This is a genomic window from Sporichthyaceae bacterium, assembly GCA_036269075.1.
GTDB lineage: Bacteria > Actinomycetota > Actinomycetes > Sporichthyales > Sporichthyaceae > DASQPJ01.
This window is the reverse complement of record DATASX010000086.1, coordinates 1-19288: the sequence shown is the minus strand read 5'-3', so window position 1 is coordinate 19288 and position 19288 is coordinate 1. Positions and strand designations below refer to the sequence as shown.

At 71.3% G+C, this 19288-nt stretch carries 15 protein-coding genes; 7 read left to right on the top strand and 8 right to left on the bottom strand.

Features of this window, described 5'->3' with window-relative positions; all coding sequences use genetic code 11:
* Positions 1 to 22: 22 nt before the first annotated feature.
* Together VHU88_15990 and VHU88_15985 are read left to right on the top strand one after the other, a co-directional pair.
* A complete protein-coding gene (locus VHU88_15990; protein ID HEX3613190.1) occupies positions 23 to 283 on the top strand; it encodes a hypothetical protein in 261 nt (86 codons plus the stop codon).
* A 43-nt stretch (positions 284 to 326) separates the two neighbouring features.
* Positions 327 to 1322, top strand: a complete 996-nt coding sequence (locus tag VHU88_15985) for a hypothetical protein (protein ID HEX3613189.1) — start codon at positions 327 to 329, stop codon at positions 1320 to 1322.
* Positions 1323 to 1451: 129 nt separating this feature from the next.
* Here VHU88_15985 and VHU88_15980 read toward each other — a convergent pair whose 3' ends face one another.
* From VHU88_15980 to VHU88_15955, 6 genes are all read right to left on the bottom strand, one after another.
* Entirely contained in the window at positions 1452 to 3356 is a 1905-nt protein-coding gene (locus VHU88_15980; GenBank protein HEX3613188.1) for a molybdopterin biosynthesis protein, read from the bottom strand.
* A 74-nt stretch (positions 3357 to 3430) separates the two neighbouring features.
* The gene (gene glp / locus VHU88_15975) at positions 3431 to 4651 is read right to left on the bottom strand and encodes a gephyrin-like molybdotransferase Glp (GenBank protein ID HEX3613187.1); all 1221 of its coding nucleotides are present in this window, start codon (positions 4649 to 4651) and stop codon (positions 3431 to 3433) included.
* Between the two features lie 73 nt (positions 4652 to 4724).
* Positions 4725 to 6443 (bottom strand): NADH-ubiquinone oxidoreductase-F iron-sulfur binding region domain-containing protein, encoded by a 1719-nt coding sequence (locus tag VHU88_15970; protein ID HEX3613186.1) that lies wholly within the window; start codon positions 6441 to 6443, stop codon positions 4725 to 4727.
* A 13-nt stretch (positions 6444 to 6456) separates the two neighbouring features.
* Positions 6457 to 9306, bottom strand: coding sequence for a formate dehydrogenase subunit alpha (gene fdhF / locus VHU88_15965; protein HEX3613185.1), 2850 nt, complete (start codon positions 9304 to 9306; stop codon positions 6457 to 6459).
* Positions 9307 to 9331: 25 nt separating this feature from the next.
* On the bottom strand, positions 9332 to 11131 hold the full coding sequence (locus VHU88_15960; GenBank protein HEX3613184.1) for an aldehyde ferredoxin oxidoreductase C-terminal domain-containing protein: 1800 nt from the start codon (positions 11129 to 11131) through the stop codon (positions 9332 to 9334).
* A 36-nt stretch (positions 11132 to 11167) separates the two neighbouring features.
* Positions 11168 to 12004 carry an NTP transferase domain-containing protein gene (locus VHU88_15955; GenBank protein HEX3613183.1) on the bottom strand — a complete coding sequence of 279 codons (837 nt, stop codon included), beginning with the start codon at positions 12002 to 12004 and terminating at the stop codon, positions 11168 to 11170.
* Positions 12005 to 12123: 119 nt separating this feature from the next.
* Here VHU88_15955 and VHU88_15950 point away from each other — a divergent pair, with 119 nt between their 5' ends.
* The 5 genes from VHU88_15950 to VHU88_15930 all read left to right on the top strand — a co-directional run bounded on the left by VHU88_15950 (position 12124) and on the right by VHU88_15930 (position 16633).
* On the top strand, positions 12124 to 12876 hold the full coding sequence (locus VHU88_15950) for an SDR family oxidoreductase (GenBank protein HEX3613182.1): 753 nt from the start codon (positions 12124 to 12126) through the stop codon (positions 12874 to 12876).
* A 5-nt stretch (positions 12877 to 12881) separates the two neighbouring features.
* Positions 12882 to 14009: a cobalamin-independent methionine synthase II family protein gene (locus tag VHU88_15945; protein HEX3613181.1), complete on the top strand. Its 1128-nt coding sequence runs from the start codon at positions 12882 to 12884 to the stop codon at positions 14007 to 14009.
* Entirely contained in the window at positions 14006 to 14839 is an 834-nt protein-coding gene (locus VHU88_15940; protein ID HEX3613180.1) for a phosphosulfolactate synthase, read from the top strand. The genes VHU88_15945 and VHU88_15940 overlap by 4 nt, the downstream gene beginning before the upstream one ends.
* Before the next feature lie 86 nt (positions 14840 to 14925).
* Positions 14926 to 15777 carry a 3-hydroxyacyl-CoA dehydrogenase family protein gene (locus VHU88_15935; GenBank protein HEX3613179.1) on the top strand — a complete coding sequence of 284 codons (852 nt, stop codon included), beginning with the start codon at positions 14926 to 14928 and terminating at the stop codon, positions 15775 to 15777.
* A gap of 13 nt (positions 15778 to 15790) precedes the next feature.
* Positions 15791 to 16633 carry an alpha/beta fold hydrolase gene (locus tag VHU88_15930; GenBank protein ID HEX3613178.1) on the top strand — a complete coding sequence of 281 codons (843 nt, stop codon included), beginning with the start codon at positions 15791 to 15793 and terminating at the stop codon, positions 16631 to 16633.
* Positions 16634 to 16635: 2 nt separating this feature from the next.
* On the opposite strand, the gene VHU88_15925 is transcribed toward VHU88_15930, so the two are convergent.
* Both VHU88_15925 and VHU88_15920 read right to left on the bottom strand, forming a co-directional pair.
* Positions 16636 to 17481, bottom strand: a complete 846-nt coding sequence (locus tag VHU88_15925; protein ID HEX3613177.1) for a PaaX family transcriptional regulator C-terminal domain-containing protein — start codon at positions 17479 to 17481, stop codon at positions 16636 to 16638.
* Between the two features lie 98 nt (positions 17482 to 17579).
* Entirely contained in the window at positions 17580 to 19001 is a 1422-nt protein-coding gene (locus tag VHU88_15920) for an aldehyde dehydrogenase family protein (protein HEX3613176.1), read from the bottom strand.
* Positions 19002 to 19288: the final 287 nt, after the last annotated feature.

Genomic DNA, 19288 nt, shown 5'->3' with positions numbered 1-19288 from the left:
ACCGCGGAGAAGGACATCTGAGATGGCTGATCAGGAATCCCTGCTCATCTACGCCCGGGCAGTGGGCGGCTCGACCCCACCGCTGCTGATGAACCCGCCACCGGACTGGACGGTGAAGTTCTTCACCAAGCTGGGCCAGCGGTCCCTCTACATCAAGCTGCCCGGGCAGGTGAACGCGTACCGGGCCAGCGACGGCGGCCTGCTCGACCCGGAACTGACGCTGGGTCAGCTGGAGATGGCGCCGTACGAGATGATCGAGTTCCGTTCGGAATCGGCTGCCTGAGCAAGCGCTCCCGTGTCCGGCGGCCGGGTCGATGGGAGTACGTGTGCGTCTGCTCGGAACCGTCGGACTGCTGGCCTGCGCCGGCCTGCTCGCAGCCTGTAGCTCCGGTGGCGCGTCGGCCCGCGGCCCCAGCCCGACGCCGACCGTCGGCGTTGCCACCCCTTCGGCCTCGCCGACGATCGACGCGCTGGTGGCCGGCACCGACCGGCCGCCGACGCCGGGCTCGCCGCAGGCGCAGGTCGCCGCCCTCGCCACCGAGTTCGCGACCTCGCACGACGCGGCCCGCCGGTGCCTGGACCTGCTCGACGGGCCTCTGGTCGACCGGATCGGGGCGCTCGCGTCGGACACTCGGCAGGCGTGCGCGCGCAACCTGGCCGAGGCGGATCGCGAGGGTTTCCCGACCGGGCTGCAGATCCGCGAGTTGCGCGTCGCACCGGACGGGACCGGCGCAACCGCCACCGTGACGCTCGAGGGCGGGGCGCTCGAGGGCACATCCGGCCGCTGGATGTTCGCCAGAATCAGCGGCTTCGGCCGGACCATGCACACCGACCCGGCCGGTCATTGGGCGCTGGTGGACTGGAAGACCGACTATCTGCGGTCCTACGACCAGAACGTGCTCGGCCCCGGATACGTCGCCCCCGGCCCGGGCGATCCGCTGGCCGACGCCAAGGTCCGGGACTGCACCAACCACGCCCTGCAGTCGTTGAGCGACCAGGACTTCACCGGCCGCTTCTACCAACAGTTCACCTATGCCGATGACCGGCGCTACGGCATCGAACTGGGTTGCGTGCACGTGCAGGCGCCCACGGACGCCGCGCGGCTGCGCGTCGGTTACGAGTTCGAACTGATCGAGACCTTGATCCACACCGGCAGCTCCGCAGCGGTCGCGCACTGCGCGGTCCAGCGGCTGCTCGGCGGCATGGACGACCCGACGATGGCCCGCGCCGCACTCGACGACTCCAGCGGCGCAGCGATTCGCAAGTCACTCGGCGAGGTGGAGGGCGGTTGCGGCGGGACCCCGCCCACCTCCGGCCTGTGATCGGTGCGCCTGGTGCCCTACCGGACTGAACAACCACCGGGCAGAGTTGAAATGCAAGTGGTGCCCCACGCCCGGTCGTGGTCGCTCTCGTTGCGATTCTGCCCACCAGGTGCGCAGGGGCCGGCCCAGCTAGCGGATCCGCCGGCCGGTCTCCGCACACGAGTAGCCGCCCAACGCCTCGACCTCGGCGCGGAAATCCTTGTCCTGCAACAGTTCCCACAGTGGGGCCAGCAACTCCTCCTCGACGGTCGCGGCGCGCAGCACCAGGTCGTAGGGCTCCTGGGCCACCGGCACGAAGTCCAGTCCGAACGCACGCGCGGCGGCATGGATGCCGAGCCCGGCATCGGCTCGGCCGGCCGCGACCGCGGCGGCCACTGCGAGGTGGGTGTGCTCCTCGCGCTCGTAGCCGACGAGCTGATCCGGCGTCAGGTGATGCCTGGTCAGTTCCACGTCGAGCAGGACCCGGGTCCCGGCGCCGCGCTGGCGGTTCACGTACCGCAGTTCCGCACCTGTCAGGTCCGCGATGCCGGTCAGCCCCAGGGGGTTTCCCGGTGCGACGATCAGCCCCTGATCGCGGTGCAGCAGCCGGATCACCGCGATGTCGTTGTCGCTCCCGAACAGTCGGTCCAGGTACGGCAGTGTGTACTCGCCGGTCTCCGGATCGAGCAGGTGCGAGCCCGCCAGGTGGCACAGCCCGTCGCGCACCGCGATCAACCCGCCGAGCGAGCCGACGTTCGACGACGCGAGCGTCGTGTGCGGGTCCGCACGTCGCAACGCGGAGGCGGCGACGTCGAGCACCATGTCGTGCGAGCCGATCGAGACGATCGTCCGGTCGATCGCAGCGATGTCCCGGAGCAACTGCACCTGCACGGTCTCGCCGGCGTGGTGACCCTCAAGTCCGGCAGGGACGACCAACAGTCCGTCGGCGCGCACCAGCGAGGTGAGCACACCGGCCCCGCGGGGGAGCGGGGTGGCGACGATCTCCCCGCCGACGCGACCCAACCGCATCCGGATCCAGTCGTCGCTGCCCAGTACCGAGGCCAGTTTCCGGGCCAGCCGGGCCGCGACCACCGCTCGCCGGGTCGGCGCGGCCCCCTCCAGGGCCGCCAACACCGGGACCGCGAAGATCTCGAAGGTGAGCGCCGCCGAAACCGGATAACCCGGCGCGCCGACGATCGGGGTCGCCGGATCGGCGGCGACGGTGCCCAGCACCACCGGATGGCCCGGGCGGACGGCCACGCCGTGCACGGCCAACGTGCCGACCGTGGCCACCACATCGGCGGTCCAGTCGTCGCGACCCGCGCTGGACCCGGCGATCAGGATCACCAGGTCGGCCTCGACGGCGGCGGCACGGACGGCTGCAGCGATGCGGTCCGGGTCGTCGGGCACGATCGCGGTCACCTCGGCGCGGCAGCCGATCTCCTGTGCCTGGGCAGCAAGCATCAGCGAGTTGGTGTCCGGGATGTCCCCGGGGCCGAGGTCGGCGCCCAACGGTTTGATCTCGTCGCCGGTCGGCACGATGACCACGAGCGGAGCCTGACGGACCGTCAGTTCGAGGATGCCCGCGGCGGCCGCGGCGGCGAGATCCGCCGGGCGCAGCCGGTGACCGGCGGGCAGCAGCAGTTCGCCGGCGGCGAGATCCTCGCCGATCGAGCGCACGTGCTGGTACGGCGGAGCCGCGGCGCGCAGCTCTGCACCCGCCTCGCTGCGGTGGACGTGCTCGCGCATCACGACCGCGTCGAAGCCGTCGGGCATGGGGTCGCCGGTGTCCACCACCTCGAAACCACCTACCGGCAGCACCAGCGGGGTGCTCTCGGTGGCTCCGACCGTCTCGCCGGCCCGCACCGCGATCCCGTCCATCGCGGCGGCGTCGAAGGCCGGGGAGGAGCGGCGCGCCCAGACCGCCTCCGCGGTCACCCGGCCGGCGGCCTGCCCAACCGGCACGGTCACGGTCGCGGTGCGTCGCGGGCAGCCGGCCTCGGCGCATGCCGCTGCCCACGCCGCTGCGGCGTCCGCAGCGGGTACGTCGGACACGAACGGACTTCGTTCGTTGCTCGCTGGTCTCGCTCGCTCGTCCCTCGCTCGCTCGAGTCGCTCGCGGTGACCCGTCATCGGTACAACACCACCTCCACCTCGCTGCCGCCGTCCAGACCGGTGGCAGGCTCGGGCACCAGCAGGTAGCCGTCGGCCTCGGTCAGCACCCGCAGCAGCGCCGAAGGGCCGTGAATCGGCTCGGCGTGGCCGTCTCGGATGCGGACCTGGACGACATCGAGTCGGCCCGCCGAGGACGGGACGTCGCGGTTCAGCCGGGCCCGGACCGTGGGCTCCGGCGGGCTCGCCGCGCAGCCAGCCAGCGCCCGCACCAACGCCATGCCGAGCAGTCGGAACACGACGAGCGCCGAAAGCGGATTGCCGGGCAGGCCGAGCACCGGGACGTCCCCGCAGTGGGCCAGTAGCGTCGGCTTGCCCGGCTTGATGGCCAGCCCGTGGCACCAGATTTCGCCGAGTTCGGCGACCGCCGCCGCGGTCTCGTCGCGCGTGCCCACCGACGAGCCCGCCGAGACGACCACCAGGTCGGCCCGACGCAGGGCGGCGCGCAGGAGCACGGCGAGCGAGCCGGGGTCGTCGGTCGCGATGCCACCGAGCACCGGGTTGCCGCCCGCCTCGTGGACCAGCCCGCACAGCGCCGAACTGGTCGCGTCGCGCACCTGACCCGGCATCAGTTGTGCGGTGTCGGGCGGGACGACCTCGTCGCCGGTGCCGATGATCAGCACGGTCGGTCGGGCGTGCACCTGCACCGAGGTCACGCCGGCGGAGGCGAGCAGGCCGAGTTCCGTGGCCCGGATCGGTCGACCGGCGGGTACGAGGACGGCGCCGGCCGCCACGTCCTCGTCCGCGCGCACCACCCCGGAACCCGCGCCGACCGGACGGGTGATCTCGATGGTGTCGGGCATCGTCCGCGCGGTGTGCTCGACCATCACCACCGCGTCCGCGCCGGCGGGCAACGCCGCCCCGGTGGGCACCGCGACGCAGCGGCCGGTGGTGACCGGCATCTGCGGCGCGACCCCCATCGGGATCGATCCGGCGACGTCCAGATAGCTGGGCAGGCCCTCCGACGCGCCGAAGGTGTCTGCCGCACGGACGGCGAACCCGTCGACGGTGGACCGGGCGAAGCCCGGCAGGTCCTCCGGCGAACGGACGTCGGCCGCCGGCACCCGGTGCAGTGCGTCGAGGAGGGCGACCGTTTCGACGTCGGTGCGGCGTCGCGGGCGAAACCCGGACTGTGCCTCGGCGAGCGTGCGGACCGAGAAGAACTCGCGGCCACTCATCGGTGGACCATCGATCGTTCGGGAAAGTCCGAGGCGGCGCGCACTGCGACACTGATTCGCTCACTGCGCGCACTCATGGCCCGGGCTGACCCGCAGTGCCCTCAGGTTTGGGTTGGGGTCGAGCGGCTGTGCCGCCCTTGTCCAGACCGAGCACGCTGACCACCGGGCCCAGGGCGACCTGGCCCAAGCCGCAGATCGACGTCTTGCGCATGACCTCCTCGAGTTCCAGGATCCGGCCCTGCGCAGGCGAGTCCAACCGACCGTCGGTGTCGAGAGCGTGGCGCAGGATGTCGTGCGCCTTCGTCGAGCCGACCCGGCACGGCACGCACTTGCCGCACGACTCGTTGCGGAAGAACCGCAGCACGTTGGTGGCCGCCGCCAGGACGTCGGTGCCCTCGGCCAGCACCACCAGCGCCCCGGATCCGAGCATCGACCCGGCCGCGGCCAGCGTCCCGAAGTCCAGCGGGACGTCGAGGTCTCCGGGGCCGAGGAAGTTCGACGACGCCCCGCCGGGTTGGACGGCGCCGACCCGCCCGCCCTCGGCCACCCCACCGGCCAGCTCGATCAGATCGCGGATCGTGGTGCCCGCGGGCACGCAGTACACGTCGGGGCGAACGACGTGGCCGGACACCGCGAAGAACTTCCACCCGACCGCCTCGCCTAGCCCGATGTCCCGCCAGGCCTGGGCGCCGCGCTGCACGATCACCGGGACATCGGCGAACGTCTCGACGGAGTTCATCAGCGTCGGGCGGCCGTACAGGCCGTAGTTGCCGGGGAACGGCGGCTTGTTGCGCGGTTCGCCGCGGTGGCCCTCCATGCACTCCAGCAGCGCGGTTTCCTCACCGAGGATGTAGCCGCCGGGGGAGACGAAGACGTCGATCTCCAGCGGCCGGCCGCTGCCGCAGGCATCGGCGCCGACCATGCCGCCCGCCCGCAACGCGTCGATCTCCGCGCGCAGCACGTGCTCCTCCGGGCCGTACTCGTGGCGGAGGAACACCCAGCCCTGCGCGGCGCCGACCACGGCCATCCCGAGCAGCAGCCCCTCGAGCACCAGGTGCGGCTGGGTGGCCAGGATCTGCCGGTCCTTGAACGTGCCCGGCTCGGACTCGTCGGCGTTGCAGATCGCGTACTTGAGTGTGCCTTCGGCCGCGCGCACCAACTCCCACTTGGTCCCGGTGGGGAAGCCTGCGCCGCCCATGCCCCGCAGCCCGGAGTCCTTGAGCGCCGTAATGATCTGATCCGGCGTCAGATCGCCACGCAGCAAAGCTTTCAGCGTCGCGTACCGCTCCGGCACAGTGCTGCCGGCCGGGTACGGGTCGTTCGGCCACGGATCCGCCAGCCCGGTCGCGTGCGCGGTCTGGAGTCGGCCGGCCGCGGCCTGCTCGATCAGCGCGGGCAGGTCGGCAACAGGCGCCGGGTGCTCGTTGACCGCCCCCGCCGGGGCGATGTCGCACCGGCCCAAGCAGGAGACCTCGACGACCTCGACGTCGGGGCCCACCTCGAGCGCGGCGGGGTCGCCGCCGCGACGGAGCCAGCACGCCAGGTCGCGGCAGACGCTGACGCTCACCTTCGGCGGCGGGCTGGTGCGGAAGTGCGGGTAGAACGAGATCAGGCCCTCGATCTCGTAGCGCGGCCGGCGCGTGGTGCGCGCCAGGTTCTCGAGCTCCTCCCGCGGCAGCCAGCCGACCCGCGCCTGGATCGCGTTCAGCTCCGGGATCAGCGACGGGCCGGGGAACTTGCCCGCGCGTGCCTCCACACCCGGCGGCCGGGTCAGGCTGTGTCGGCCGGTCACTCGCTGCGCTCGCTCACGCCGGCTCCACCTGGATGGCGCAGAACTTGAACTCCGGAATCTTTCCCCAGGGGTCGATCTCGTCGATGGTCAGCAGGTTCGCGGCGGCCTCGCGGAAGTGGAACGCGATGAAGCAGTTGCCCAACTGCTCCCGATGGCTGATCCGGACCGCGAGTTCGATCGTGCCTCGTCGGGATCGCACTCGGGCGAGCTGACCGTGCGCCAGACCGCGGTCGGCGGCGTCCTTGGGATGCATCCACACCTCGGCGGTCGGGGCGATCGCGTCGAGGGCGAAGGACCGGCGGGTCATCGTCCCGGTGTGCCAGTGCTCCAGCAACCGCCCGGTGTTCAGCACCAGGGGGTACGCCGCGTCGGGTAGCTCCTTGGGCGGTAGCCATTGCGCGGGCACCAGATGGGCCAGTCCGTCGTCGGTGTTGAACCGCTCGTCGAACATGACCACGGTGCCGTCGAGGTTCTCCGGGTCGGGGTTCGGATAAAGCTTTCCGGTCGCGCCGAGGTTGGCCCACTCCAGGTTCCGGTAGGACGGCATCAACGCCACCATCTCGTCGAACACCTCGGTCGGCGCGGTGTAGGTCCAGTCCAGGCCGAGACGGCGGGCGAGTTGGACGACGATCTGCCAGTCCGGCCGGGCCTGCCCCGGCGGGTCGAGCACCTTGCGTCCCAGCTGCACCCGACGGTCGGTGTTGGTGTACGTCCCGTCCTTCTCCAGGTAGGAGGTCGCGGGCAGGATCACGTCGGCGAACTCGGCGGTCTCGGTCAGGAAGATGTCCTGCACCACCAGGAAATCCAGCCCGGACAGCGCCTTGCGCACCTTGTTGGTGTTCGGGTCGGACAGGAACGGGTTCTCGCCGAGCATGTACATGCCGCGCACGCCGCCAGGTTTGCCCACCGAGCCGACGATCTCGGTGACGGTCAGCCCGCGCTTGGGGTCCAGCGGCATGCCCCAGGCCGCCTCGAACCGCTCCCGCGACGCCGTTTTGTCGACGCCCTGGTAGTCCGGGAAGAACATCGGGACCAGGCCGGCGTCCGAAGCGCCCTGCACGTTGTTCTGCCCGCGCAGCGGATGCAACCCGGTGCCCGGCCGGCCCACCTGGCCGGTGATCGAGCACAACGCGATCAGGCAGCGCGCGTTGTCCGTGCCCGTGGTGTGCTGCGAGATCCCCATGCCCCAGTACACGACCGCGGACCCGGCGTTGCCCCACGCGCGGGCCACCTCGCGGATCTGTTCGGCGTCGACGCCGGTGATCTGCGCCGCGCGCTCGGGCGAGTAGTCGGCGACGGTGGCAGCCAGCGCCTCGTAGTTCGACACCCGTTGCTCGATGAACTGACGGTCGATCAGATCGAGGCGGATGATCTCGTGCATGATCGCGTTGTAGAACGCCACGTCGGTGCCCGGCTTGAGCTGCACGAAGATGTCCGCGTGCTCGGAGACCGTGGAGGCACGCGGGTCGACGTAGATGATCGTGGTGCCGCGCCTGCGCGCCTGCTTGAAGAACGAGCTTGCCACCGGATGGTTGGCGGTCGGGTTGCACCCGGCCAGGATCGCGACATCGGCGTTGGCGACATCGCTGTAGGTGGTCGAGACGGCGCCGGACCCGACACCCTCGAACAGCGCCGCCACCGAGGAGGCGTGGCACAGCCGGGTGCAGTGGTCGACGTTGTTGGTGCCGAACGCCGTGCGGATCAGCTTCTGGAAGAGGTAGGCCTCCTCGTTCGAGCACTTCGCCGAACCGAAGCCGGCGATCGCGGGCGGCCCGGACTCGGTGTGCAGTGCCCGGAGCCGGCTCGCGACCAGATCGAGCGCCTCGTCCCAACTCGCCTCGCGGAATGCAGGCAGCACCTCGTCGTAGTTGACCAGGCCGCCCGGCTTGCGTTTACGGTCCTTGCCGGGACGGCTGTCGCCGCGAACGTCGGCCGACAACGGGCCTTTGGGATAGGCGTCCTCACGGCGGATCAGCGGGACGGTCAACCGCTGCGGCGAGGCCGAGTAGTCCCACCCGTAGCGCCCCTTGACGCACAACCGGCTGCGCGAGCCGGGCTGGTCGCGGCCCTCGGCGAACACGATCGCCTTGCGCTCGCGGTCGACGTTGTACGTCAGCGCGCAGCCCACACCGCAGTACGGGCAGACGCTCTGCACCTGGTCCAGCAGAGCGCGCGGCTGGATGGGCACCCCGCCGATCGGCTTGTTCGTCAGGGCCCCGGTCGGGCAGGCTTGCACGCACTCCCCGCAGGTGACGCACGAGGACTTGCCCATGGGGTCGTTCAGGTCGAACGCGATCCGGGTGGCGTTGCCCTTGCCGGATCGGCCGATCACGTCGTTGCCCTGGATGTCGTCGCAGGCCCGCACGCACCGGTCGCAGAGGATGCACGAGTCGTGGTCGACGTCGATGACCGGGTTGGAGGAGTCGCGGCCGCGCCCGGTGCCCAGCGGCAGATCGGTGGTCTCCCTCGACACCCCGTACCGGTCGGCCAGGGCCAGCAGCGCGTTGTCGCCGGTGGTGACGTCCTTCGGGTCCTCGCTGCGCGGGCGCTGGTCGGACAGCAACAGCTCCGTGAGCACCGCGCGGGAGCGGTCCAGTGCGGGGGAGTCGGTGGTGACGGTCATCCCGTCGTCGCACGGGCGCAGGCATGCGGCCGCATAGACCCGCCCGCCGGTGTCGACCACACACATCCGGCACACGCCGACCGGGTCGTAACGATCGTCGTGGCAGAGCACGGGGATCTCGATGCCGACCTGCGCAGCAGCCGCAAGCACCGTGGTGCCCGCCGGCACGCTCACCGTTCGGCCGTCGATCGTCAGCGTGACGGTCGACGTGATGGTCCGGTCGTCCAGCGCGGTGATCATGACCTCCTGGTGAGCAGAGTGCGACCTAGTGAGCAGAGTGCGACGCGAGCACGGTACCCGGCGGGCGTCCCTCGGCATCCCAGCCGCGAGCCGCGTAGTACGCCGAAACCATCCCGCCCAGGCGCTGCGCCGTCAACGACGCCGTGCGGCCGGAACCGACGGTCAGCGAGGTCTCCAGCAGCCGGGGCGGCAGGGTGTCGTCGGCGGCGGTGGCGCCGTGCGCGAGGTTGAAACTTCGCTTCGCGTCCACGATCCGCGCCGCGGTGGCGCGCAGCTCAGCGGCGTCGACGTCCCACCCGGTGACCGGGGCGAGCAGCGCGGCCCATTCGGTGAACGGATCAGTGAACACCCCGCGCAGGAACTTGCAGAGGATCATCGAGTCCATCACCGCGGCACGGTCCTCGGTGGCGATCGCCGCAGCGACGTGCGGGGCACCGCCGGCCAGCCGGTCGTGCTCGCCGGACAGGTCGGCCTCGTAGGCGCCGCTTCGATTGTGGTCCGCGCCGCGGGAGTTGACAGCCAGCCCGAGCGCCATCGCCTGCATGGTCCGCGGCTCGTAGCCGGGCATCTCCAGCCCCTTCACGTGCGGGGCGAACTCGCCCGAGCCGCCACCGACGACCGCCGCTGCGCGCCGGGACCCCTCACCGAGCAGCCGGCCCAGCTCCGTGGACCGCTCGCCGATCTCGGTCAGCATCCGCAGAACTGACGCCCCCTCACCGAAGCGGAGCCAGGGCGCATCGATCAGTCCGCGTTCGACGCACTCCATGGCCCAGGCGATCGTGCCGCCCGCGGAGATGGTGTCCAGGCCGAGGGCATCGCAGAGCGCCGAGGCCTCCATCACCATGTCGGGGTCGTCGACGCCGCACAGCGGTCCGAGGGCGAAGGTGTTCTCGTACTCCATGCGCTGGCTGCCGCCACCCTTGCGCTGGTAGATGTGCTCGCAGCCGATCGAGCAGGAAGCGCAGCTCTTGCGGGCGACCGCCCGCAGGTCGTGCAGTTCCTCCGCTGCCAGCCGCGGCGCGCCTTCGAAGGTGGCGGCGGTGAAGTTGCGCGTCGGCAGGTTGGCGACGGCGTTGAAGGCCAGCAGATTTCCCAGGGTGCCGAGCTCGCGGTACTTCGCAGTTGCCGGGCCGAAGCTGCGCGCCCGCAGGTCGCGGGCCGCGGCCAACACCGCGTCGGGGTCGGCGACGGCGGCCTTGCCCGCGGATCGCACCAGCACGGCCTTGAGGTTCTTGGCACCCAGCACGGTGCCCAGGCCACCGCGGCCGGCGTGCCGGCCGTCGTGGCTGATCGTGGCGTAGCGGATGCCGCGCTCTCCGGCGGGCCCGATCACCGCGGCGCGCCAACCGCGCCCGAACCGTTCGCGCAGGGACTTCTCGGCCTCGGCGGCGCTGCTGCCGGACAGGTCCTCGACCGGCTCCAGCCGAGCCCCGTCGGAGTCCACGAGCAGTACCGACAAGGTGTCCGCCCGGCCTCGGATCACCAACGCGTCGTTGCCGGTCAGCTTGCCCGCGATGGCGAACTGGCTGGAGGCCAAGGCGTCGTTCAACAGCCCGGTCAGCGGGGACTTGGCGACCACGGCGAACTTCGCGCTGGTCGTCAACGGGGTGCCGACGAGCGGGGAGAAGACGAAGGCCAGCGGCGCCGGCGGCGCCAGCGGTTCCACCCCGACCGGAGCCAACTGATGCATCAGCCAGGTGCCCAGCCCGACTCCGCCCAGATACCCGCGGAGGATCTCCTCAGGCAGGTCCAGGCGCTCGGTCGCCACGTCGGCGCCAGCCACGTCGACGATCAGCGCCTGTCCGAAGTAGCCACCCGGCGCCATGGTCGAAGTGTACGTCGCGGGGATGCTGACGGTCCGTCAGCCGCCGGCGTCGGCCGAGACGAACGCGACCGTGTCCCCGGCCACCAGTGGCAGGTGCAGGTCGCGGCTGATCCGGTCGCCGTTCAACGCGGCCACGACGTAGGGGTCCAACTCCACCCCGGTCGCCGCCGCCGCCGCGCCCAGCGTGGCGGCCCGGACACGAACCGCCCGCGGCCCGCCGCGGAACAGCGGGCCGTACCGCTCCACGGTGATCTCCGGCGCCGGCCGGGCCCGGGCGGCCGTGTAGTCCTCGGGCGAGTTCAGGTTCAGCACCGACTCCAGTTCCGGGTCCACGGCCGCGAGCGCCCGGTCGGCCAGCAGGTCGGCGTCGCGCAGTTCCCGGACCCGGCAGTGCTCGAACAGCATCCCGGGCTTGCGCGCCCCGGCATCGACCAGTTCGGCCAGCAGTGGGGCCAGCGCCGTGCGGTAGCCGGCGGCCAGTGGCTGCCGGTAACCGCGCGCCAGCGGCAGCGCGACGTCGGTGTCCGGGTCGATCGCGCCCAGCACCCGGATCACGAACCGAGGATGCAGGAACGGCATGTCGGTGGACGACACGAAGGCCACCGATGCCCCCTCGGCGGCGGCCAGACCGGCGGCGATGCCCTGCAGCGGGCCCCGCCCGGACACCGGGTCGTCGACCACCAGGACCTCACGGGGAAGTTCGGGCAGTTCCTGGTCCGGCGCCCGGACGACCACCACCGGGCCGGCCACCGTGCGGACCAGCAGCGCGGTGGTGCGGTACAGCAACGTCGAGCCGTGCCAATCCAACGCGGCCTTCGGCGTCCCCATGCGCGAGGACCGCCCTCCGGCGAGCACGACAGCGGCAGCTTCCACGCGCGAACCCTATTCGCCCGTCGCTCGGCGGCCCGTTCGTCCGATCCTTGCAACTATTGCCGCCGGATTCCGTCGAAGCGAACAAGGACGCCCGCTGATTGGCTGCGTACTGTCACGATGTGCCCAACACCTATGACCTCAGCGGTCGAACCGTTCTGATCACCGGCGGCGCCCAGGGCCTCGGTCGGGCGATCGCCGAACTGGCCCGCGACAGTGGCGCGACCGTGTGCATCTGCGACATCCAGGGGACCGAGAAGACCGCCGACGAACTCGGCATCCGCGGTGTCGAGATCGACGTCGCGGACCGCGAGTCGGTGGCGGCCGGGGTGGCGCAGGCCACCGAACTGCTCGGTCGCATCGACGTGCTGGTCAACAACGCCGGAATCTCCGGTCTGGGCGACCCGAAGCCGTTCCTGGACACCCCGCTCGAGGAGTGGAACACGGTCCTCGGGATCAACCTGACCGGGCCCTACCTGATGGCGCGCGCTGTCGTCCCGGGCATGCTCGCGCGCGGGGAAGGCGTCGTGGTCAATGTCGCCTCGGTCGGCGGGGTCCTGGCGCTGCGCGGTCGCGGGCCGTACTGCGTCAGCAAGGCGGCCCTGGTCCAGCTGACCCGGGCGCTCGCGGCCGAGTACGCCGGCGCCGGGATCCGGGTGAACGCGATCGGCCCGGGCTGGATGGACACCCCGTTCATCCGCTGGCGTCTGGAGGACCCGGTGCTCGGCCCGCAGTTGCTGGGCAAGATCCCGGCCGGTCGGGTCGTCAGCGCCGAGGAGATCGCCGAGATGGTCGTGTACCTGGCCTCGCCGGGCGCGGCCTACATCAACGGCGCGCACCTGGTGGCCGACGGCGCGATGTCGACCACTCTCTAGCCGGGATGCTGATCGCCGGGCGCGACCTCCTGCTGCCGACCACGATGGTCGGCAACTACCCGAACCCGTCGTGGTACGTCGACCAGCCTTGGGCGGTCTTCCCCGACGAGGCCGGCGCGGCGGCGGTGCGCGCGCGACCGGGGCATCCGGCCGCCGTCGACCCCGCGGCGCTGCCCCGGGAGGCGTTCCTGGACGCGGTCGCCTCGATCGTGCGCGACCAGGAGGAGGCCGGGCTCGACGTGATCGCCGACGGCCGGGTCTACGGCGGCAGCAGCGCGTACGGCCAGATCCTGTACCACTACTACGAGCGGCTGAACGGCTTCGAGTTGCCGCCGGGGCCGGAGTTCGTCTCGCCCCGCTGCGTGGGCCCGGTGTCGATCCGGGAGCCGTTCCACACCGAGACGCTGGCCGCGGTGCGCCGGGCCACCTCGCGTCCGGTCAAGGTCTCCTACACCGGCCTGCAGGTGCTGACCCTGTTCGCCGAGGACAAGTTCTACGGCGCGCAGCGGGAGCTGGGCACGGCGTTGGCCGACGCGTTGAACGAGGACTTCCGCCGGCTGGCCGATGCCGGCGCGGCGATCATCCAGGTGGACGAGTTCCTCTGGTCGCACGGAGTCAGCGACTGGGAGATCGAGTTGCTGAACCGCGCGGTTCGGGGCGTTCCGGCGCAGTTCTGGGTGCACATCTGCCGGGCGGCCAGCACCCGGCCCCGGCCCATGCTGGTCAGCGGCGGTCGCCACGGGTTCAAGCGCTACGTCCTTGGTGACGATCCGTCAGAAGTTGCCGAGGCCGAGGACACCGGGCCGCTGGCGGCGCTGTGGCCGACCGTGCTCGAGGCCGACGTGCGGGTGCTCAACACCGAGGCGTTGGACGCCGAGGACCTCGCCTCCTTGCGGCACTCGCCCTGGCCGGGCGACGTGGTGGCCGGGGTGATCGACGTGCGCACGCAGGTCGTCGAGACGCCCGCGGAGGTGGCGCAGCGGATCCGCGCGGTGCTGTCGGTCGTGCCGGCGCAGCAGCTCGGGCTGAGCACCAGTTGCGGGTTGGTGAAGTTGCCGCGCGAGTCCGCGCGAGGGAAGCTGCAGGCACTGAGCGAAGGAGCCGCGATCGTGCGTGCGGAGCTGCTCCCGTGACGGAGCCGACCGAACCGGAGGTCCCCGGCTTCCTCGACCTGCCGCCGCGCGCTGCGAAGCCGCGGGCCAGCGGGCTGACCCACATGCTCGACAAGGGATTGCCCGAACAGATGCTCGCCTCCGTGCTCGAGATCGGTGGCGACTACATCGACATCGTGAAGCTCGGCTGGGGGACCGCCTACGTCACGCCGCAGCGCGTCGCCGCGGCCAAGGCGGCGCGCTGTCGGGCGGCCGGCGTGCATATCTCGCCCGGCGGGACCTTGTTCGAGCTGGCAGTCAGCCAGGACCGCACGAAGGAGTTCGCAACCTGGTGCGCCCAGGTCGGCTTCGACACGATCGAGATCTCCGACGGCACCGTCGATCTCGGCGCGGGGCGGCGCCGTCGGTTGATCCGGGAGCTGGCGCAGGACTTCCGCGTCCTGACCGAGGTCGGCTGCAAGGACTCGGCGGTCACGGCCGAGCCATCCGGCTGGGTCTCCGAGATGCTCGCCGATCTCGATGCCGGCGCCTCCTACGTGATCGCCGAGGGCCGCGAGTCCGGCACCGTCGGGGTCTACGACTCCGCGGGCAGGCCGCGTAAGGAACTCATCGAGGCGGTGCTCGCCGGGGTGCCTGCGGGCCGGATCATCTTCGAGGCGCCGACCAAGGCCCAGCAGGCCTGGTTCGTCGAGCGGCTGGGCGCCGAGGCGAACCTCGGCAACGTCGCACCGGACGACGTCATCGGGGTCGAGACCTTGCGCCGCGGCCTACGGGCCGACACCGTGGCGCTCGCGCTTTCGACGTGGACCAACGCCTGGGCGGCGCGGGAGCTGTTGGACAGCTCCGGATAGTCTACATACCAATCGCGTTGCGCAGATGGACTGTAGTAGGTAAGACTGTCCCCAGCAGTCAGTGTGTCCAGACAGACAGGACAGGGATGAGCAGCAACTACAGCGCGGTCGTCGGTGCGGGCACGATGGGCCTGGGCATCGCCTATGTACTGGCGGCCGCCGGCGACGACGTCATGATCGTGGAACCCGACGCGGGTCGGGCGGCGGCGGCCGTCGCGAGCCTGACCGGCGTGGCGGAGTCCGCGGTCTCCCGCGGGAAGCTCGAGGACACCGCAGCCAAGGAACTGATCGGGCGCCTCTCGGTGGTCGGCGCGATCGCCGAGCTGCCGGCCACCGGCGCGGACCTCGTGATCGAGGCAGTGCCCGAGCGGGTCGACCTGAAGAAGGCGATCCTGCGCGATCTCGAGGACCACTGCGCGCCGGCGATCCTGGCCACCAACACCAGCGGCCTGTCGATCGACGAACTGGCCGGCGTGCTAGCGCACCCGGAGCGCTTCCTCGGCCTGCACTTCTTCAACCCGGTCTGGGTGATGGCGCTGGTGGAGATCGTCAACGGCGACCGCACCGACCCCGCGGTCCTGGACGCGGCCCGGGCCCTGGCCGTACGGATCGGCAAGGAGCCGATCGTCGTGCGCAACGCACCCGGTTTCGCGACCAGCCGCCTCGGCGTCGCGATCGGCCTCGAGGCCATGCGGATGTTCGAGGACGGTGTGGCCTCGGCGGCCGACATCGACAAGGCCATGGAACTCGGTTACCGCCATCCGATGGGTCCGCTGCGCCTGACCGACCTCGTCGGGCTCGACGTCCGGTTGGACATCTCGCGCCACTTGGCGGCCAGCTTGGGCCCGCGCTTCGCCCCGCCGCAGATCCTGATCGACAAGGTCGCCGCCGGCGAGCTGGGCAAGAAGAGCGGCAAGGGCTTCTACGACTGGAGCTGAGCCGCAGATACCGATGAGCTACCTGTTCCCGAAGGTCGAGGGTCGCCAGGTCCGGGTGCGTGTTGCCGGCGACCCGGCGGCGCCGCCGGTCGTGCTCGTGCACGGCATCGGACGCAACCTCGAGGACTGGGACGCCACGTTCGCCCGGCTGGCGGATGCCTACCGACTGATCGCGCTGGACCTACCGGGCTTCGGGATGTCCGACCGGCGTCCGGAGCCGGCAGGGCTCGGGTCGTTGGCCCGGGGGGTGCTGACCACGCTGAGCGCCGTCGACGAGCGGCGCCCGGTGCACCTGGTCGGCAACTCCCTCGGCGGTGCGGTGAGCATGCAGACCCTGCTGCTCGCGCCGGAGCGCGTGGCAAGCCTGGCCCTGGTCAACAGCGCGGGATTCGGCCCCGAGGTCACGTACATCCTGCGAATGCTGGCGATGCCGCGGCTCGGCCCGCTGATGCTGCGCCGGCCCACCCGGGTCGGGCTCGGGCACGCCGAGCGCACGCTGTACGCCGACCCGAAGCTGGCCGACCGCGCCCGGGTCGACCATGCGCTGCGGATGGCCCGACGTCCTGGCGCCGCCGAGTTCATGGCCGAGATCGGCCATGCGCTGGGCACCTTGCGCGGCGTGCGTCCGGAGTGGCGTGCGGATCTGTTGGCCGCCATGGCCGCCCACGAACGGCCGATGCTGATCGTCTGGGGAGACCGCGACCGGATCCTGCCGCCGGGCCACTTCGACCTGGCCCGCCGCACGTTCCCGAACGCCGCGGTGCGGATGTTCCCCGGCGTCGGGCACATGCCGCAGGTCGAACGGCCCGACGAGTTCGTGGCGCTGCTGCGGGAATTCCTCGCCACAGCGGACTGAACTCAGTCCGCGATGAGTTCGGCCCAGCGTTTGCGCGCCTCCGGGGTCCACGCGCTGTGCTTGCGGTCGAACAGGGCTCGCGCGCGATGGCCGGCCCAGTTGTCGGGCAGCAATTGGTCCGGCAGGCCCGGGTCGACGAACGGGAAACGACGCCAGGAATGGACGAGCCGGATCTGGGCGAACATCGTCGCGTCGCCGTGGCGGGGTTCGCCCTCGTTGAACTCGTCGAGGAACAGCTCGTACTGCCCGGCGACCTCGTCGAGGTCCCAGGCCCGGGCGACCAGCGCGGCCTCGGATCCGATCGCCCCGTAGGGGCCGACGAAGGACAGCGCGGCGGACTCCAGCCCGAGGTCGGCGATGATCCGCGCGACCTCGGGGGAACGGGCCCGGTGCGGGCTGACCCACAACCCCGCGGTCGGGTTGCCGAACCCGGCCCAGGCCAGCCGGGTCTGCAACTGGTGGCGCATCCGGCGCTGCGTCTCGGGCACCGAGGCCAGCACGACCAACCAGGTGCCGTCCCAGCTGGCGTGTCCACCGGCCGCGTAGATCCGGGCCGCGCCCTCGGTCAGCAGCCCTCGGCCGGGCGGCGCCAACTCCCAGCGGACGCGGCGGCCGTCGCGGGCCGAGGTGATCCAGCCGTCGGCCGCGGTACGCGCAATCGCCTGCCGGGCGGACTTCTCCTCGACGCCGAGTCCGTCGAGCACGTGCAGCAGCGCGGAGGTCCACACCGGACCCTCGGCCGGCAGCACCAATTCACCGAGGACGGTCAGCAGCAGCGATCGTGCGCTCGGCGGGCTCACGCTCTGCCGGCGCGTCAGCACCGGCGTGGTCGTGCCCGAAATCGGCATGCGGCGGCCTTTCCTTAAGTTCCGGACGTCGACGCGGCTCGATTGTGACGCCTCGTCGCCTCTCGGGCGGCGAACCGCGCCGGGTCGACGCAGCTCAGTCAGCGCTGGATCGACTTGGTCTCGAGGTACTCCTCGAGACCGGCAGCGCCCAGCTCTCGGCCGAGACCGGACTTCTTGTACCCGCCGAAGGGCGCCAGCGGATTCCAGGCGCCCCCGTTGACGTCGACCTGTCCGGTGCGCAGCCGACGGGCCACGCCCAGCGCGCGGTCCGGGTCGCCGGAGAAGACCGCTCCGTGCAGCCCGTAGTCGGTGTCGTTGGCGATCCGGACGGCCTCGTCCTCGTCGGCGTACGGCATGATCGACAGCACCGGACCGAAGATCTCCTCGCGGGCGATCCGCATTTCCGGCGTCACGTCGGCGAACACCGTCGGTCGGACGTAGTAACCGGTGGCCTCGACGCCGTCCGGGGTCCCGACCCCACCGGCCACCAGTCGAGCACCCTCGGCCAGGCCGGATTCTATGTAGGACGTGACCGTCGCGAGTTGCTGCGCGGAGGCCAGCGGCCCCAGCCGGCTCTTCTCGTCGAGCGGATGGCCCACGGTCAGCCGGGCGACGGCCTTCTCGGCCAACGCGCAGACCTCGTCCTGCAACTGCGCCGGGACGAGCATCCGGGTCCACGCCGCGCAAGTCTGCCCGGAGTTCAGGAACGCGTTGTTGACCCCGGCAGTGACCGCCTTCTCCAGGTCGGCGTCGTCGAGGATGATGTTCGCCGACTTGCCGCCCAGTTCCAGGGCGACCCGCACGATGTTGTCCGCGGCGGCCTTGGCGACCGAGGCGCCCGCGCCCGTCGACCCGGTGAAGGAGATGACATCGAAACCGGGGTGTGCCGCGATCGCCTTGCCGACGTCGTCGCCCCCGGAGATCAGGTTGAAGACGCCCGCCGGCAGGCCGACCTGCTCGCACACCTGCGCGAACAAGAACGTCGGACCGGGTGCCACATCGGCCGGCTTGAGCACCATCGTGCAGCCGGCTGCCAACGCCGGGCCCACCTTCGAGACAAGCAGGAACAGCGGGTAGTTCCACGGCAGGATCGCGCCGACCACGCCGGCCGGCTCGCGGACCACTAGCGAATTCCCGACCTCGGCGGTGAACTCGTACTCCGCGGCCAACTTCGCGTACGAGGCCAGCACCATCAGCGGCCCGGCCACCTGGACCCGGCGCGCGAGCTTGAGCGGCATCCCGACCTCGAGCGCGATCATCTCCGCGAGCTCGTCGGCGCGGGCCTCGAGTCCCTTACCCAGCGCGTCCAGAAACGCGGCACGCTCGGCCGGGGGAGTCGCCGACCACGACTCGAATGCCCTTCGAGCGGCGAGCACCGCCCGCTCCACATCGGCAGGCGAACCCGCCGGGACCCGGGTGACCACGGACCCGTCCGCGGCCCCGAGCACATCGGTCAGCGGGCCCGGCACCCCGGCCGGCTGCCAGGCGCCGTCGATGTAGAGGTTCGGGTACTCGCGCATCAAGTGCTCCTCGGGGTAGGCCTGTACCGAGTCTGCCGGCTCACCCAAGTTCTACAATTACTTGACGGACCGCTAAACCGTCGTCGATAATATGAGTACGAACCCACAGTCCTGAGGTGATTCCGAGTGTCCGACCCCAGCGTGCCGCCCCCGGTCGTCTCGTTCGACACCGCCCCGGATTGCTACCGGCATCTGGGGTTGGAGTTCGACGGTCCGGTGGCGACGATTGAGTTGCGGGTTGCGGAGGACGGTGGGTTGGTGGCGGGGTATGAGTTGAAGTTGAACTC

Coding starts and splice junctions, on each gene's coding strand:
- VHU88_15930 (HEX3613178.1), top strand. CDS start 15,791: ATGAGCTACCTGTTCCCGAAGGTCGAGGGTCGCCAGGTCCGGGTGCGT.
- VHU88_15925 (HEX3613177.1), bottom strand. CDS start 17,481: ATGCCGATTTCGGGCACGACCACGCCGGTGCTGACGCGCCGGCAGAGC.
- VHU88_15945 (HEX3613181.1), top strand. CDS start 12,882: ATGCTGATCGCCGGGCGCGACCTCCTGCTGCCGACCACGATGGTCGGC.
- glp (HEX3613187.1), bottom strand. CDS start 4,651: ATGAGTGGCCGCGAGTTCTTCTCGGTCCGCACGCTCGCCGAGGCACAG.
- VHU88_15990 (HEX3613190.1), top strand. CDS start 23: ATGGCTGATCAGGAATCCCTGCTCATCTACGCCCGGGCAGTGGGCGGC.
- VHU88_15920 (HEX3613176.1), bottom strand. CDS start 19,001: ATGCGCGAGTACCCGAACCTCTACATCGACGGCGCCTGGCAGCCGGCC.
- VHU88_15960 (HEX3613184.1), bottom strand. CDS start 11,131: ATGGCGCCGGGTGGCTACTTCGGACAGGCGCTGATCGTCGACGTGGCT.
- fdhF (HEX3613185.1), bottom strand. CDS start 9,306: ATGATCACCGCGCTGGACGACCGGACCATCACGTCGACCGTCACGCTG.
- VHU88_15935 (HEX3613179.1), top strand. CDS start 14,926: ATGAGCAGCAACTACAGCGCGGTCGTCGGTGCGGGCACGATGGGCCTG.